Here is a 16022-nt window from a genome sequence, read left to right on the forward strand (position 1 = left end):
CTTTTCAGGGCGCTCCGCCTGCTCCGAGGGTCACGGCGAATCCAGTGAAGCCGCTCCTACGCCAAGCGGCCAGCACGTCGTGGGTGTGCCCGGGCGCCAGGGCGATTACGGCGCCCCCGCCCCCGGCTCCCGTAAGTTTGGCGCCAATGGCGCCGCTGGTGCGGGCGCTATGGACGAGGACTTCGAGCTCGGGCGATGACACCCGCAGCGCGGCCAGCAGTCCGTGGGCCACGTCGAACAAGCGGCCGAGGGTGTCCACATCGGCGAGAGCCAAGGCGTCGAGCCCCGCACGCGTGACGTCCCCGAGGGTGTCGATCACCCGGCGCGCCACGGGCGTACGATCGCAAAGCTGGCGCACCGACTGCACCAGCTGGCTCGTCTGCCGCTGCCGACCGGTCAGGCCGATGCAGAGCTCGAAGGCGTGACTCGTCGCAAGGGGCTTCCATCCCGCGGCCCGCGAAAACACGCCCAGGCCCCCCAGCGAGGCCGCCGCGGTGTCGATGCCGGAGGGGGTTTCGTGAAAGACCGATTCCGCCGCGAAGATTGCCTGCGCTTGGAGCTCGGCCGGGGCGCCCACGTAGGCTCCCACGGCGCGTGCGATCGCCACGGCGAAAGCGGCTGAGCTTCCGAGCCCCGCGGCGGCGGGAATCTGAGCGTCACACGTGACGTCGAGCTGCGTGGCCTCGAGCGTGCGGTAGATCGCTGCTACCGCGCGGCTCACCGGGCCGCTCGAGACGAGATCGGTCTCCACGTTCCAGGCCGGCACGCTCACGCGCCCCGTGCCTCGCGACACCACCGCTTGAACCCCCTGGGGAAGTCCCGCGGCCAACGCCGGCTGGCCAAACACCACGGCGTGCTCACCGAGCAGGATCACCTTGCCGTGGCCGAAGCCGGTTTCGAGGCGCTCAGTCAGATCATCGGGGGCGGGGCGCATGGGGGTCGGCATGGGTTACCAGGCGTGGCGTCGTGGCGCGAGGGGTCGCGGCAACTGTCACCTTGCCGGCGCGGCCAGCCACTGCGCAAGCTCCCCCGTGATCACCCGGGGCGCGTCTCTCAGTTTGGCCGCCGCATCGCGGCCCGTCAGCACGCACGCGGCGCGAATGCCGGCAATGAGGCCCTCGAGATAACGGCGGGCCCCTTCCGCGCCTCCCTCCTTGAGCGCGCGCAGGGCCGGTTGCGCGACGCCGACGACGTCGGCCCCGAGGGCCAGCGCCCGGGCTGCGTCGACGCCGCTGCGAATGCCTCCCGAGGCCACGAGCTGCGCCTTCAAGCCGAGGGTCCCCGCCCACCCGATGGCGGCGCCCGTGGGGATGCCCCAGTCCCAGAAGTCCTGGCCCACCCGGCGTTCGGCCGTCTCGGCGCCCGCGCGCTGGGCCTCAACGGCCACCCAGGACGTGCCACCTGCCCCCGCCACATCGATGGCGTCCACGCCGGTCCGGTCGAGGGCGCGCGCCACGGCAGGGCCCACGCCGCAGCCGGTTTCCTTGACCAGCAGGGGCAACGCAAGCTCCTGCCGCAGACGGGTGATCGTGGCGAGGCCGTCACGAAAATCGCGGTCACCTTCGGGTTGTGCGAGCTCTTGAGCGGGGTTGAGGTGAACGCAAAGCGCGTTCGCCCCCACCCGGTCGAGCGCCTCCTTCACCTGCTGGGTGCTCATGGCTCCCAACTGCACCACCCCAAAATTCGCCAGGAGGAAAACGTCCGGGGCCACGTCCCTCACCTGGTAGGTCCACGAAACCTCGGGCCGCACGACGAGTGCGCGCATGCTGCCGAGGCCGAAGGGCAGGCCGAGCCTCTCGGCCACCTGGGCGAGCGCTTTGTTGATGTCGGCAGCCTCCTCCGTGCCCCCCGTCATTCCAGTGAGCATCAGCGGGGCTGCGAGGGTGGTCCCTAGAAACGCGGTCGACAGGGAAACGTCCTCGACCCGCAGCTCGGGCAGGGCGTGATGCACGAGGTGCACCCCCTCGAGCAGCGTCGAGCGGGTGAACGCGGCGGCCCCCGAGGCGGTGATGGTCAGGTGGTCGGATTTTCGGGACGAAATGTCGGACACGGCGGATGAACCTAACTCAGTTCGGCGTCGGCCGGGCGGGGCCACACCCTGTTCGGTCCTTGGATGTGCCATGTCCCGGTTTTTGCGTCACGTGGGGAACGCCTCGTGCGTCTGACGCTTGACCGCACACTGAACATGTGGATACCCTGTGCTCATGTTCACCTCGGGGTGGGGCTGGTTCGCACTCTTGGCAGCCTCGGCGGCGCTGGGCGTCGTCGTGGGTTGGGTGGTCGGTGGCGCGCGGGCGCGTCTGCGGGCGCAAGCGGAGGGCGAGGCGCACTTCAGGGATCTCGAGACCGGCTTGCGCGGCCAGCTCCGCGAAGCCGAAGGGCAGGCCCGGGCCGCGGGTGCCACGGTAGATGAACTGCGCAAGCAGCTCGTGGACGAGCGCACGGCCGTGGACGACCTCGAATCCGAAGTGAGGGGCACCCACGCCGAAAGGGCGGCGCTCGTCGCACGGCTCGAGGAAAGCGAGCGCAACCTGAAGGCCCAGCGTGAATTGCTCGAACAGGCGGAGAAACGGCTCTCCAACGCCTTCTCGACCGTCGCGGCGGACGCCCTGCGGCTCAACAACGAAAGCTTCTTGACCCTGGCCGCCGAGAAGCTCTCGGCCGCGCAGCAAGCCTCCGCGCAGGACATGGGCCAACGGCAGCAGGCCATCGAGTCCCTGGTCAAGCCCGTGCAGGAATCGCTCAGCAAGGTCGACGCCAAGATTGCCCAGCTCGAGCAGGCGCGGGGCGAGGCCTATGGGCGGCTGACCGCACAGGTGGCGATGCTGGCGGACAGCCAGACGCAGCTACGCAACGAAACCACGAATCTGGTGCGGGCGCTCCGGGCGCCGGCGGTCCGGGGCCGCTGGGGCGAGGTTCAGCTCAAGCGGGTCGTGGAGATGGCAGGCATGCTCGAGCACTGCGACTTCGGTCAGCAGGTCACTCTCGGGGGCTCGGACGGGAAGCTGCGCCCGGACTTGCTGGTGCGCTTGCCTGGCCAAAGGCACGTGGTGGTGGACGCCAAGGTGCCGCTCGAGGCCTATCTCGACGCGGTCGCCGCCACGGATGACGACGAGCGGGCGCGGCGGCTGCGGGATCACGCGCAGCAAGTGCGGGCCCACCTTCAGAAGCTAGGCGCGAAGAACTATTGGGAACAGCTCGCCGGATCGCCCGAATTCGTGGTGCTGTTCCTGCCGGGTGAAGCCTTCTTCAGCGCGGCGCTCGAGGCGGCGCCCTCTCTGCTCGAGGAGGGTGTTGGGCATCGGGTGCTCATCGCCACGCCCACCACGCTCATCGCGCTCCTTCAGACCGTTCAAGTGGCCTGGAGGGAGGAACGCATTGCCGAAAACGCACAGAAGATCAGCGAGCAGGGGCGGGTGCTGCACAAGGCGGCGACCACGCTTTTCGAGCACTGGGCGAAGCTGGGCCGCGCGATCGACAGCGTCAACGGACACTTCAACGCTGCCGTGGGGTCGCTGGATAAACGAGTCATTCCAGCCGCACGGAAGTTGGAAGAGCTCGGCGCTGGCAGCTCGAAGGACGTGCCCGAACTTCTCCGCGTGGACGTGCGTCCCCGTCTCGTGGCTGTGGAGGAGTCTGCACCGCTGCCGCTCGAAGCGAATGCGGAGTCCGTCGAGTCTTTGCGCCTGACGTCGCTCGGTCCCCGCTGACGGGAGAAGGCCCACCGGCTTGACCGACTTCGTACGAGAGCCCCGATCGGTTGCGTTGGAGCTGGTGTCCGGCCGGGGCCACTACGAGCGCGTGGTGACGCGCCTTCTCTCGGCAAAGCGGAGCGTGTGGGTGGCCACGGCGAACCTCAAGGAATTGAGGGTCGAAGATCACCGCGCGCGTCCCGGGGTGAGCCGGACGCGCCAAAGGGGCTCGTACCGCTCGATCTTGGGCGTGTTCGACGAGCTTGCCGGCAAGGGGGTGGAACTTCGGCTGCTGCATGCGGGGCTGGCTTCGGGACCGTTTCGGCGCGAGCTGGCCCGGCTGCCGCGGTTGTCGGGTGGGGTTGGGTTGGGCACGCGGGCGTTGACCGGAAAACAAGCCCCCGCCCAGGCTCCGGCGCTGCACATGCGCCAGTGTCCGCGCGTTCACCTCAAGGTGGTCGTGGTGGACGGCGCGGAGGTCTACCTGGGCAGCGCCAACTTCACCGGCGCTGGTCTGGGGGCACGGGGAGAAGGGCGCCGCAACTTCGAGCTCGGGGTCATGAGCCGTGACGATCACCTGCTCGACGAAGTGCAGGCCCTCTTCGACCACATCTGGCGGGGAGACGCTTGCAAGGGCTGTCGTTTGCGGGCGGTCTGCCCGGCACCGCTCGACCAGGGCAAGTTCAGTGCGTCAAGGGAGAAGACGGCCTCGCATCGACGCACTGTACGGGGTAAAGTCAGCACCAAACCTAAGGTGGCCCCGTGACCGAACTTAAGACGGAATTTCTGGAACATCCGGGCGCTCCGCCGCCTCCCGCGCATGCAGCTTCGGGCAGTGGCAGTGTGCCGGGTCAGCCTCCTGAGCCCGCCCCTCCGGGGGCGTCAGGGACGAGCCGCTCGGGCGCGACCGGCAGCGGGGTCGATGTGCCTCTTGGAGGCGGGGGTACTCCGCCCTCGGGCACGCAAAGCGAGCTCGTGCCTGGCATGCGCCTCGGCCGCTACAAGATCATCCGGCGGCTGGGTGAAGGCGGCATGAGCGCCGTATTCGAGGCGGTGCACGTGGATATCCACAAGCCGGTGGCGATCAAGGTGCTGTCGAAGCAGCTCGCCCAGCAGGAAGACGCGCAAGTGCGTTTCCTGCGAGAAGCCGCCGCAGCTTCGCGGCTTCAGCACCCCCACGTGGTCGACGTGGCGGACTTCGGAACGGAGGAGGGGCGTTCCTTTCTGGTGATGGAGCTGATGCGGGGGGAGGACCTCGCCCAGCACATCCAGAGGGTGGGCCCGATGGCGGTCGATGCCTTGGCTGACGTCATGCTGCCGATCTGTGCGGGCGTGCAGGCGGCGCACGAGATGAAGATCGTGCACCGCGATCTCAAGCCGCAAAACATCTTCCTGTGTCGGACGGCCATGGGCGGCATCGTGCCCAAGGTGCTCGATTTCGGAATCTCGAAGGTGGTCGATGCCGAGACGGCGGCGCTGACCCACTCGGGCATGATGATGGGTACGCCCTACTACCTGTCGCCCGAGCAGATCATCCAAAACAGCGCCGACCATCGCAGTGACCAGTACGCGCTCGGAGTCATTCTTTACGAGTGCGCCACGGGCCGCCGCCCTCACGAGGCGGAAACGCTTTACGGCATCCTCAACAGCATCACGCAGGGCTCGTATCCTCGGCCCCGGGCGCTGGCGCCCGGTTTGCCTGAATCCTTCGAGACGCTCATTCTGAGGACCCTAGCCCAGGATGCGAGCCGTCGTTTTCCCTCCGTTCACGCCTTGGGAAAAGCCTTGTTGGCTTACGCCAGCGACCGGCAAAGGGTCATTTGGCAGGACTACTTTGCCACGGCCCCCGACCTGGAGCCCTTTGGGTTCGAGCCGCCACTGGTCTCCGCGCCCCAAGGTGGGCGGGGGACACCTGGCTCCACCGAGGTCTTGAGAGGAGGAGGCGCCGGCACCCCTGCCGCGACCCGCATGCTTCCGGAAGGTCTGGGCACGCCCTCTTCTGGCGGCTATCGGGCTTCCGGTCTGCGGACGGGCGCGCTGACGGGACCATTGGGAAGCTTCGGAGAAGACCTGGAGCTTCCCGCCGGAACGCGCCGGCGCGGGACGATGTGGGTCGCGATGGGCGGTGTCTCTGTGGTGGTTGCCGCGGGTTTGGCCTGGGTGCTGACGAGCGGTTCCCCAACCTCCAAAGTCTCGGCGACGCCGTCACCTGTGCGTGGGGCTGGCGCGGCAGCAGGTCCGGGGGCGGGCGCGCCTGAGCTGCCGCCGCCCGTGGCGACGAAGCCCGAGGTTGCTGACATCGCGGTGCCGCAGCCCGCGCCTCCTCCGGTGGCGCCGCGGGAGGTAACAGCGGAGGGGACCGAAGTGTCGGCCCGGACGGGCCGGCGTGACAAGTCCGAGCGCGCGGGCCGCGCGGAGCGAACGAAGAGCACCGCCGCCTCGAAGCCGGCCGCGCCGGTTGAGGATAAACCGACGCCGACGGCTCCCCCGCCAGCCGAGGCGCCCCGCGCCCGCTCTGTTGAGCGAAGCGGAAACGCTCCCATCCTTCCTTGACCACCGTCCTTGACCACCGTCCGGGAGCACCGTCCGGGAGCACCGTCCGGCCGTCCGGTGCTGGCCGCGTCACCTCGCGGGGTCCTTGAGGTTCGGGGCCCGTACCTTCGGGGCTGTGGCAGCGGAGGCATTTGGGGCCCGTACCTTCGGGGCCGCGCCTGCGGGGACAGGTGCGACCCGCGGTGCCGTTTTGGCGTCTACCTCCAGGGGGGCGAGGATGGCTGCCACGTCGAGCGTAGCTTCTCGAGGCACGACCCTTTCCACGTGGGGGCGAAACCCCGTGCGATGCAGCCGGAGGATCAGGGCTTGCCCTCGAAAGACGTTGACCTGGCGGGGGGTGGGCCCGATGCGCCGCTGGTTGATCTGCACCAGCGCGCCCGGTGGCTCTGACGTGACGATCAGCCGCGTCTGCTGATGCTTGAGCTTCGCGAACACGGACGCCGGTGTTGTGGCATCCGCTTGGGTTTCGAGGGCGAAGTCGTCGAAGTTTTGGCGAGAAAGGATGACGTTGGCGGGGCCGCAGGGCACGCTGACCTGCGCGAGCGGTGTGCGACCCAGGGAGCGTCCCGCCCACGTCACGGTGGCCCCACGAGGAAGGCTCGTGACCGTTGCCACGCAGCTATGGGTGGGAATGACGGACGAGGAGGATTCGTCCCGGGGCGGAGCCCCGGCGGCTCGGTGAGGTTGAGTGGTGGTCCTGGGCGCAGCGTCGTCCGCCTTCCGGGCCCCGTGGTGTGGGACCGTCCGGACCACGCTCGGCAGGGCAGCGCCCTTGCCCTGAGGCGGGCGCCCGCGGGCCATGTAACCAAGCCAGAATGCCGTTGCGGCCACGCCGAGGAACGGCCCCCAGCGCCGCACGGCTCCTTGCCAGCTTCGACGGAGCCCCACGGTGCCCGTCTCGCGCGCCTGAGCGCGGATCGTCGGTATGTCTGCGCCGGGGGGTGGCGCCGGGGCCTTGGGGGCTGGAGGGGGGCGGAGCTCGTTGGGGGGCGGCTGTGGCTCCGCCTCGGCGCGCGGCCTCATCAGGGTGGGGGGCGTCTCCGGAGGCGCGTCGACCGCTTCGGCTTGGGGCGCGGCCGGGGGAGCGAGGAAGAGGTGGCGAATGGCATCGGATGGGTTATCGAAGCCTGGGGTGGTGGGCTCGTCTTCCAGGCGCTGTGGGCTGGAACTTGGGGGTGGCGTGGAGAGTGCCCCGGCTGGTGTCTTTCGCGGGCTCGTCGCCGCGGCGAGGTCGTTTTGAATGGCCTCTCCAGGCCCTTCCGGCGCTGGGGTGGAGGGCGACGTCAGGGGGAGGGGTGGAGGGCTCGGCTGTGCCGGGTTGCGGCTCTTTTCCGAGGGGCTTACGGAGGGACCGTAGAAGAGTTGGGTGCGGCCCCGCTCAGGAGGTAGAGACGGGTCGCCGCCGTCGAGGTCGGGAAGAAAGCCGACACCTTGGGCGGGGCTCGGCTCGAGAGGGGGGGCGTTCGTGGGCTCCTCGAAGAGCGTGCACTCCACGAACGACGCCAGATCTGCCGGCTCGAGCTGTGAAAGAGGATTGGCGGGAAGCTGGTAGCTGGAGCCTGGCGTTCGCTGCTCGGCGAGTCCCAACTGTGCCGCGGCCGCTCCTTCCGGGAGGGCCCGCGGGAGCGGGCGAACGAGTGTCACGGGACTGGGAGTGACCTCCAGGCCCATGGCCCGGCGACGGGCCAGCAGCCGTTCGTGAAGGCGTTTGCTCTTCGGCGTGAGCTCGAGCAACTCGAGCACGACACGCACACGCCCAACGTTTGCGTCCTCCTCCGCTCCCAGCAATCGGCAGCGTCCCTCCATGACGGGTTGGAGGTTGCGCAGGGAAATGACCAAGCGTGCTTCGGTTCCCGGCTCACCGGGCACGTTGCCTGGAATGGCGAGCGCGCTCGATCCCACGAAAGGATGGAAGCGGCGAATGAACTCGGCTTCGTCGGTGCACCGGGTGGCGAGGTGGATGATCTTGCCGGCGGCCCGGGGCTCGCCCACGGCCGCGCGGCTGACCCCTTGCCTGGGGCTTGGGCGCCGCAGAAGAGGAGCGGACTGGCTCGCAGCCGCGCGCGTTCGAGTGTCCCGTTCCACGAGGGTGTCATCGGCCTGACACCCCCGATTCTGAAGGCGCGCGCTCGGCGGCCTAGAGGACGGGAATGACCACGCCCGGGCAGCCGAAGGTGATCTTCACGTTCTTGAACGTGCCTGCCTTGGCCTTATCGCAAAGCGCCCCGTTCAAAACGATGGAGCGTTGATTCGGGCCGTATTCCCAGCCATCGGTGTTCGAGCGGCTGATGCGCTTGCCGTCGATATCCACCGCCACGTCGTCTGCGGAGGGTGGCGTCTTCGAGAGGGGGAAGATGCACGAGCCAACCTGGCCTGCAATGGCCCCCAGGGCCGCTTTGAGCTCGGCTTCGGAGGTGACGCTGTAGTACTTCGTATCGGCGCCCACCCGCGGCTCTTTTCCCGCCTCGGCCATCTGGTTGAGGGTGTCGCCGGCGCGGCCACCTGGCCGTTGGGCAGCGATGCCCACGACGAATGTGTTAAAGCCCGCCTGAGCGGCGGCGGTGATGGAGGCCAGCGTCGCCGTGGTATCCAGGGCGTTGCGGGTGGGCTGACCATTGAGGCACGTGGGCTCGCCGTCGGTCGCGAGCAGGATGAACTTGGGATTGGGTGTCGTACGTCCCTGCAGGTATGCGGTCGCCGCCTTCATGGCCTCCGTGGTCGGCGTGCCGTTTTGGTTCGAGGGGCGGGACTGCGAGATGGTCCCCGCGATGGCAGTTCCGTTGTTTGCGGCCAAGTCATGCTCGACCCCGTCCCTCACCGTACAGCCGATGGTGGTGGGGAAGGTCTTGAGACCCCAGTGCACGCCGGCCTGCGTCTCCTGCAGCACCCCGCTGACGGCGCGGGTCAGCACGTCCCAGTGGGTTTCTCCCGTGTTGAGCTGGTCAGTGATCATCGACGTCGAACGGTCGAGCACGAGCAGCAACTCGGCCGGGAGGCGTTCGAGGGGCACCGTGTCGAACCCGCAGGTCTTTTCGTCGCCGCTTTGCGGGTCGCCATTGCCGTTGCCGTTGCCCGACGTCGGTGTCTCCTTCAAGCCGCCGGTTCCGGGAAGCTGGAACCCGGGGACGCCGCCACGGCCATCGCTGCCGTTGCCGCTTCCTGAGTCTTCCGTAGAGGCGCCGCAGGCCAGCAACGCGAGGCCGAATCCGACGCTCAGGGCGCCCCCGTAGAGGAGGGACTTGGTGTCGCAGGTCTTGGGCAGGAGGTGAAGGACTCGTTTCAGGCTCATGGCAACTCTCCTTGTTTCAAGCGGCGCGAGGAACGGAAGAACACTCGGGGCACGGGTTTAGGGAGCGGCTCGGCCCGGAGTCGTCAAAAAAATCGTGTGAAAAGATCACTCGCGCTGAAATGCTCGGCTCCACGCGACCACAGGAAGGTGCCGAGGGGTCGGCGATCGCCTCAGTTTTCCGAGACAGCAGCGGCGTCTCGCTGAAAAAACTGCGGCGCCACTCCGGAAGACGCCCGTGAAGTGGTTGTCCTTATTGCGATTCTTCTTGTCTTCACGTCGGCGTGCGTCTTGCAGAGGCCGTTGCGACCAGGAGGCCCGCCATGTTTCGCTTCACCTCGACCCCCAAACGACGTTTGCCCCTCCACCGCGCCTTGTTGGGCTGGATTGGGTTCTCGATGCTGCTCGCCGTCTCCGCTTGTGGTGGTGGCAAGGAACCGGGCGTGGGGCCCAACAGCCAGCCCGGGCAAACCGATTTCGTGACCGAGGAGCCTGAAGGGGGCGGTCCGTTTTTGCGAGGCGGAGAGACGGCCGCCGATGGCGCGACAGGCGCCCCCACGGCCGGGGCCCCTCCCACGGCCGCGCCCTCTGACGAAAGCGGAGCCCCGGCGGGCCGAGCCGGCGAGGTGGAAGAGGGCGACATCTACCGCATTTCCAACAATCACCTCTTTTACCTGAACACCTACCGAGGCTTTGTCATCTACGACGTCTCGAACCCCAGTACGCCGGCGCGTCTGTCTCGCTTGCCCGTGTTCGGGTATCCCGTGGAGATGTTCGTGGAGGGCAACACGGTCTATGCACTCCTGCGGGACGCCCTCTACCTGACCCAGGACAAAGGCGCTCTCAAGTTCAACCGCCATAACGTGTCCCAGCTCGTGGCCATCGACATCTCCGACCTGCGAAATCCGAAAGTCCTCGAGACGGTGGACATTACCGGTGAGTTGCGAGAAGGCGTTGCGCGCAAGGTTGAAAACACGATCTACGTCGTCTCGTCGATCCCGCAGTGGTATTCGTGGGGATGGAACTACGGCGGCGCTACACCGACACAAAAGGAGCAGGCCTCCGTGTATGCGTTCAACGTGGCCGATCCGAAAGACGTCAAGCTGGTTCAGCAGCTCAAGCTCTTCGAGGGGGGCAGCGTCGACTTTTTCGATCCCAAAACCGGAGTGTCGCTCTCGCGCAGCTTCCAGGATGTGGCGATCTCTGCGACCGCGAACGCCCTCATGGTGGTCGAGAACTGGAACGTGGCGAGCTCGGTCTCGCAACCGGAGGGCGGCAAGCCCCTCTCCTGTGGCAGCTACAGCAGCGACCAGCAAGCCATCGTCTCGATCGTGGACATCTCGGATCCTCTTGGTGTCATTCGGCTGCACAGCCGCTTCCAGGCGGCCGGCCACCTTCGCGATCAGTTCAAGATGACCTACGCCTTCGATGAACAGGCGAAAACGGGAACCTTCTTCGGTATCTTTGCGCGACAAGCCTGGTCAGATTCGAATTGCACGGGAAGCTCGTTCGTGCAGAACACGATCGAATCCTGGGACGTGACCAACGGCGATGCGCCTCGGAAGCTTTCGTCTTTGCCCTTTGGCAAGCCCAACGAAACCGTGCGGGGCAGCGCCTATGACCTGTCGCGGAAGGTGGCCTATGCCATCACCGCCATACAGGTCGATCCCCTCTACGTCATCGATCTTTCTGACCGGGCCAACCTCAAGATCGCCTCGGCGATCGACGGTCTCTCGGGGGACATGAACGTGTTTCGGCTCGTTGGAAACAACCAATTTCTCATGGGCATCGGACGAGACAACAGTGTTGCCTGCCAGGGATTTCAGGATACCTCCGGCTGGCAGGCGACGAACGTGGCCGTGAGCCTCATCGACGTACGCGATCTTGGCGCCATTCGCCTCGTCCAGCGCCGCTGTGTGGCCATCGACAACGCGGCCTGGGTGGGCTCTGACGTGAACTGGAACCTGGACCAAGCCCACAAGCTCATCGGCATGCACAGCGATGCAGAGGCCAACGTCGTCTCCGTGCCGGTGTACTACCACAAGAAGAGTCAGGAGAATGACTGGTGGTGGTACAACTTCGAGACGGCGGTGGGCCTGATGGCGTGGGACCTTACCAAATACGATCCCACCAAGGACCCCACGGCGCAGAACGTTCTTCAGAACTTCGGCACGGTCGTGCATCCGCACGGGGAGGTCCGGCGATCGATCGTCTTCACCCACCAGGCTGAGCGCCCCCGGCGCATGATGATCAACCTGTCAGATACCCACATTTCAGTGACTGACATTCAGGATCTGGCGAAACCGGTCCGCCTCTCCGACGTCGAGCTGGCGCCCTACCATGCGCAGATCTTCAAGTTCGGCGCCTACATCGTCGAGCACATTCAGGAGGCTCCCGCCCACGGCTGGGGGCCGACCCAGGGGGCCTCCGAGTTTCGTGTGAAGCTGGCCGGTGGCGATCTGGAAGTTACGGCCCCCGTCGCCTCGTTCCGCCTCGGACAGGTGACCCGGGTGCTCAAGCACGGGGAGAAGCTCGTGCTTTTCCGCACGATATGGCCTGCGTCGTCCAACCAGCCGAAATTCGATGGCGAGCCTGCCAACGAAGCCCTGGTCATGGACCTCTCGGATCCCACCAAACCCCGCCCCGCAGGCACCTTGCGCCTCCCCCAGAGTCTTCAGCCCCAGTACCGCTTTTGGTGCGGGGTGGGGGGCTACGGCGGAGGCTACTGGTTCGATCAGGCGAACAACTGGGTGGCGACCTCGACGGCGCTCGTTTTCCTTCAGTCCTCGTGGGACCCCGCGGCGCAAACCTCTCGTCTTTCCCTCGAGCTCATCGATCTCTCCCTGCCCGGTCAACCAAAGCTTCAACGAGTGGAGCTTCCCGGTACGTTGTGGGACGGGTTCTACGGCTTGACCGCCGACGCCGTCGACCCCACCGGGTTCTACCTCGCCTACCGCGTGGCGGGCGAAAAGACCCAGAGAAGCAACCGCGCGTTCGTCAAGTACAGGTACTTCGCGCAGCGCTTTGCTCCCACGAACGGCGTGTGGGCAGGCGGCCCTCCGGTCAACCTGCCCGGCACGCTGGTGCGCACCTGGGCGCATGCGGGCAGCGGGAGGCTTTTTCTCACGCATGATTCGCTGTACCGAGAGGTGCCGCTGCCCCCCGAGTCGGGTGCGACGGGCACGACGTGGAAGTTCGATAGCCGCTTACACCTGCTGCGCGCCACCACGGTGGGGGGAGCGGCGGCGGCGGAGCTCCTGGGGGTCCCACCCGTTCGTGGACCTGTATCTGCGAGACCTCGTGCCCGATGGTGGCAGGCTCTACGTGAACGCGTCTCCGGCGTTCTCGTACTACGGGGGACCGGTCGCGGGGGGCCCGGACGTCGCTGTTTCGCCCCCCGTGGGCAGGGCTTTGACGGTCGCCGACCCCAGCTGGGAAGAGCGCTCGGACCGGTTCCTGATCTTCGACCTGGCCAAGCTTTCCCTCGACAAGGTTTACGATCGGCCCACCGCCACGTACGGTGTGCAGATGATGGGAACTCATCAGGGCAAGCTGTTCCTGAACCTACCCGGCGATGGGGTGCTGGTGGTGGATGCCAGCAACCCGGCGGCACCGGTGGGTCAGCAGTTCCTGCGGACCCTGGGCTACGCTTCGCACATCGAGTTCGCGGGGGATAGCGCCTACGTGGCTGCTGGATACTTCGGCATCTACCAGATGAAGCTGACGGGGCCGTCCCTCATCGCGGCCGAGTGACGATACTGGGCAGCAGCAGTAGGTTGTTTGCCAGCTCCTCGGCGATGGGTTCGAGTCCGAGGGGCTCTGCGATTCGAGAGGGTAGGAGGCGCGCGGGCGAGACGACCTCGAGGGGTCGGGCCTCGCCCCGTTCGCCTTTCAGGCTTTCCCTGTGAATCCACGCGAGAATCGTGGGTAGAGCTCGCACGCCGGGCTTTCGGGTGTCGTGGAGCAGCAGCACGCCCCGTTCGTCCATGTCCGTGAGCCGGCGGGTCACGTAGCTGACGACCTCGTCCGGGTTGCGCACGCGCCAGTCCTGGGGGTCGATGGTCCAACCCACCGACACCAACTGGCGCTCCGCCAGGGCGCGATCGAGCTGCGGGCAGCTTGCGCCAAACGGGGGACGGAACAGCTTGGGGGCCTGCCCCAACACGCGGCGGAGGATGCGCTGGTTCAGGTCGATCTCCTCATCGATGAGGGCTGGCTCGCGACAAAGGTTCTTGTGGCGAACGGTATGGTTGGCGACGAGATGACCGCGCCTCACGATCTCGGCCAGCAAGGCGCGACGTGCCCGCGCTCCTGGCCCCTTGCCAATCAGCCTTCGCCCTGCGACGAAGAACGCGGCCTTGTAGCCGTAGCGATCCAGGGCTTGGAGCACCAAAGGGGTTGTGGTCAGTTCCGGCCCGTCGTCGAAGGTGAGCACCAGCTCGCGAGGGCCCGTGGGGGCCCTGAGATGACTTCGGCTTTGGGTGCGAACGTGTGCCGGCAAAAAGGGGGGCACAGGAGCACGCGAGGCGAGGGGCCAAGATGCGGGCGCGTGTGTGGGGCGTTCCGCCAAGCCCGTTGCGGACCGAACGGTGCCCCAAGACGGAATGAGCAACGCAAGGGCGCCCGTGCAGACGCCGAGAAAACGCACCATGATTGTAAGCCACGACTACCTCGTGACCCCAAGCTCACGCAAAAAACCTCACACGATCGGTGAGGTGTCTCACCTTTGGACCCTGGGGACGAGCAGGGCTCAGGGCGCGTTCTTCCGGGGTAGGCGCACGCCTCAGGGCGTGAGCCTTGCGACTTCGTTACCAAGGATGCGCCGGGCGATCGTGGCGGCGCAGCCATAGGTGCTGTCCACCCCGAACAAAGACAGGCTCTTCGAGAGCAAACTCTGGCGGCGGGAGTAGGGGGTATCGGAGGCGTAGTGAAGAAGCCCGAACTCGAAGGGCGTCAGCGTCGACAGATGCACGATCTCGTCCTTCGGGTGCCGCTTCGGGTAGACCATCTCGTAGATGGCCGAAAGATAGGGTCCCGCCTCCATTTCGAGGACGGTATAGCCCTCCTGATAGAACACGCTCATGTACTTGCGGTTCTGCAGGAACGAGCCTCGTACGGTGAGGGCCTTTTGTCCGTCGAGCACCGACGACTCCAGCACGTGCGGTTTGACGTCGGAGGCATCGAAGCAGTTGCGAAACAGGTAGCTGTTGGTCGAATGCTCGTCGTAAGCCACCCCCGAAATCATGACGTCGCCCACGCGACCGTTCAGGGTGGCAGCTTTGCCCATGATGTACACACCTCGGATTTCGCCCACGCCTTGAGCCAAGCGCGACAGGTGATGGTAGGCCGCCATGCCAAGCGGATAGTCGATGTTGATGATCACGGCGTCCGAAGCAGCGAGGCGCTCCAGGCCTGCCTGGCGCAGCCGGGGGTCGAGCCGCTCTGGCTTGAGCTTCGCAACCTCGATAATCTGAGCGTTGACGTCGATATGCCCGGGTGAGGGGATGTTCGTGATGCCGGACTGAGCGTCGAAGGCCTGCACCGCCGCCATGCGATGGCCTTCGGGATCGTCGCGAAGGTAGACACGCAAGACGTAGTAGAGGTGGTTGGCGATCTCGATCTCGTTGCCACCTTCGACCGCCGCGGCGAGCTCAGGGGCAAGTTCCTCTGGGTTTTCTCGTTGAACGAAGTCCCTGAGCAGGTCTCCGTGCGCCAGAGCGTACCCCCCGAGCAGGTTCACCAACGAGTGGGTGTTCGATGAGACGAAGTAAACGGGCCGGCGCTGGCCGCCGTCGACATAGACGCGTTCGATCTCTCCCCACCATCTTTGGGCCGCTCGCTGGTATTCGACGAAGCTTCCCGACAACAGACGCGTCGCCAGGTCCAAAGGGGCCTTTTTGATGCGGTCGATCTCGGAGGTGAAGCGGGTGCCGAAGACGTCGTGCAGCGTGGCCAGCACGTGATCGTCCAGACGTTCCCCGGAGGACAGCACCCTGTGGAGCTTGTTCCACTCGATCTGATAAGCCGTGATGATGGGCACCAAGTCGTCGATGTCGCTCGTGCTGGTGATGAAGCAGGCCAGGGTGTCGTTGCCGTTCCACCGCATCGGTCTCCGGCGGCCACGTGTACGCACCCGGGGCCAATCGCGCACGTGGATTCCCACGGATTCGAACTGTTCCTTCGACTGTCCCATGACCAGCCACTTCACGCTGGGCATACAGTCGGGCAAGCGAGCCGCGCTGTAGGCAAACGCGGCGACGTCGGGCGCGGCGTCACGGGCCCCCGCATGCAGACTCGATTCGCTCCAGGCGTGAGGCTCCTCGAACGCGCGCACGCGGATGCCCGCCGACGATCTCAGGAGGGAATAGTAGGTGCGGATGTAAAGGTCGATGTCGTCGGAGGTTGCGCGAGGCGGTTGACGATCCACATCTTTAGTCTAAACGGCGCAGGCGTTGACGGCTAGCGTCAGTGAGGGCTGTGTGTTCCTGTGA

10 protein-coding genes are annotated in these 16022 nt (G+C 66.5%); 4 read left to right on the top strand and 6 right to left on the bottom strand.

Annotated features, from left to right (window positions below):
• Nucleotides 1-4: 4 nt before the first annotated feature.
• Nucleotides 5-934, bottom strand: a complete 930-nt coding sequence (gene mvk, locus KA712_11410; protein ID MCG5053558.1) for a mevalonate kinase — start codon at nt 932-934, stop codon at nt 5-7.
• Nucleotides 935-991: 57 nt separating this feature from the next.
• Nucleotides 992-2122, bottom strand: coding sequence for a type 2 isopentenyl-diphosphate Delta-isomerase (fni, locus tag KA712_11415; GenBank protein MCG5053559.1), 1131 nt, complete (start codon nt 2120-2122; stop codon nt 992-994).
• Between the two features lie 82 nt (nt 2123-2204).
• Between fni and rmuC the strand changes: the two genes are divergently transcribed.
• The 3 genes from rmuC to KA712_11430 are packed head-to-tail and all read left to right on the top strand — an operon-like array spanning nt 2205 to nt 6245.
• Nucleotides 2205-3710, top strand: coding sequence for a DNA recombination protein RmuC (gene rmuC / locus KA712_11420; protein ID MCG5053560.1), 1506 nt, complete (start codon nt 2205-2207; stop codon nt 3708-3710).
• 19 nt (nt 3711-3729) lie between these two features.
• Complete coding sequence (locus tag KA712_11425) at nt 3730-4458, top strand: phospholipase D family protein (protein ID MCG5053561.1); 729 nt, start codon at nt 3730-3732, stop codon at nt 4456-4458.
• Complete coding sequence (locus KA712_11430) at nt 4455-6245, top strand: serine/threonine protein kinase (protein ID MCG5053562.1); 1791 nt, start codon at nt 4455-4457, stop codon at nt 6243-6245. Before KA712_11425 ends, KA712_11430 begins: the two co-directional genes overlap by 4 nt.
• Before the next feature lie 69 nt (nt 6246-6314).
• Here KA712_11430 and KA712_11435 read toward each other — a convergent pair whose 3' ends face one another.
• The gene (locus tag KA712_11435) at nt 6315-8330 is read right to left on the bottom strand and encodes a PEGA domain-containing protein (protein ID MCG5053563.1); all 2016 of its coding nucleotides are present in this window, start codon (nt 8328-8330) and stop codon (nt 6315-6317) included.
• A 52-nt stretch (nt 8331-8382) separates the two neighbouring features.
• Entirely contained in the window at nt 8383-9534 is a 1152-nt protein-coding gene (locus KA712_11440; GenBank protein MCG5053564.1) for a VWA domain-containing protein, read from the bottom strand.
• A gap of 320 nt (nt 9535-9854) precedes the next feature.
• On the opposite strand from KA712_11440, the gene KA712_11445 reads away from it, so the two are divergent.
• Nucleotides 9855-13208, top strand: coding sequence for a beta-propeller domain-containing protein (locus tag KA712_11445; GenBank protein MCG5053565.1), 3354 nt, complete (start codon nt 9855-9857; stop codon nt 13206-13208).
• Nucleotides 13209-13267: 59 nt separating this feature from the next.
• Here the strand turns inward: KA712_11445 and KA712_11450 are convergent, their stop codons facing one another.
• Together KA712_11450 and KA712_11455 are read right to left on the bottom strand one after the other, a co-directional pair.
• Complete coding sequence (locus tag KA712_11450; protein ID MCG5053566.1) at nt 13268-14182, bottom strand: polysaccharide deacetylase family protein; 915 nt, start codon at nt 14180-14182, stop codon at nt 13268-13270.
• 132 nt (nt 14183-14314) lie between these two features.
• Nucleotides 14315-15958 carry a hypothetical protein gene (locus tag KA712_11455; GenBank protein ID MCG5053567.1) on the bottom strand — a complete coding sequence of 548 codons (1644 nt, stop codon included), beginning with the start codon at nt 15956-15958 and terminating at the stop codon, nt 14315-14317.
• Nucleotides 15959-16022 lie beyond the last annotated feature (64 nt).

This window comes from Myxococcales bacterium (assembly GCA_022184915.1).
Lineage (GTDB): Bacteria > Myxococcota_A > Polyangia > Fen-1088 > Fen-1088 > JAGTJU01.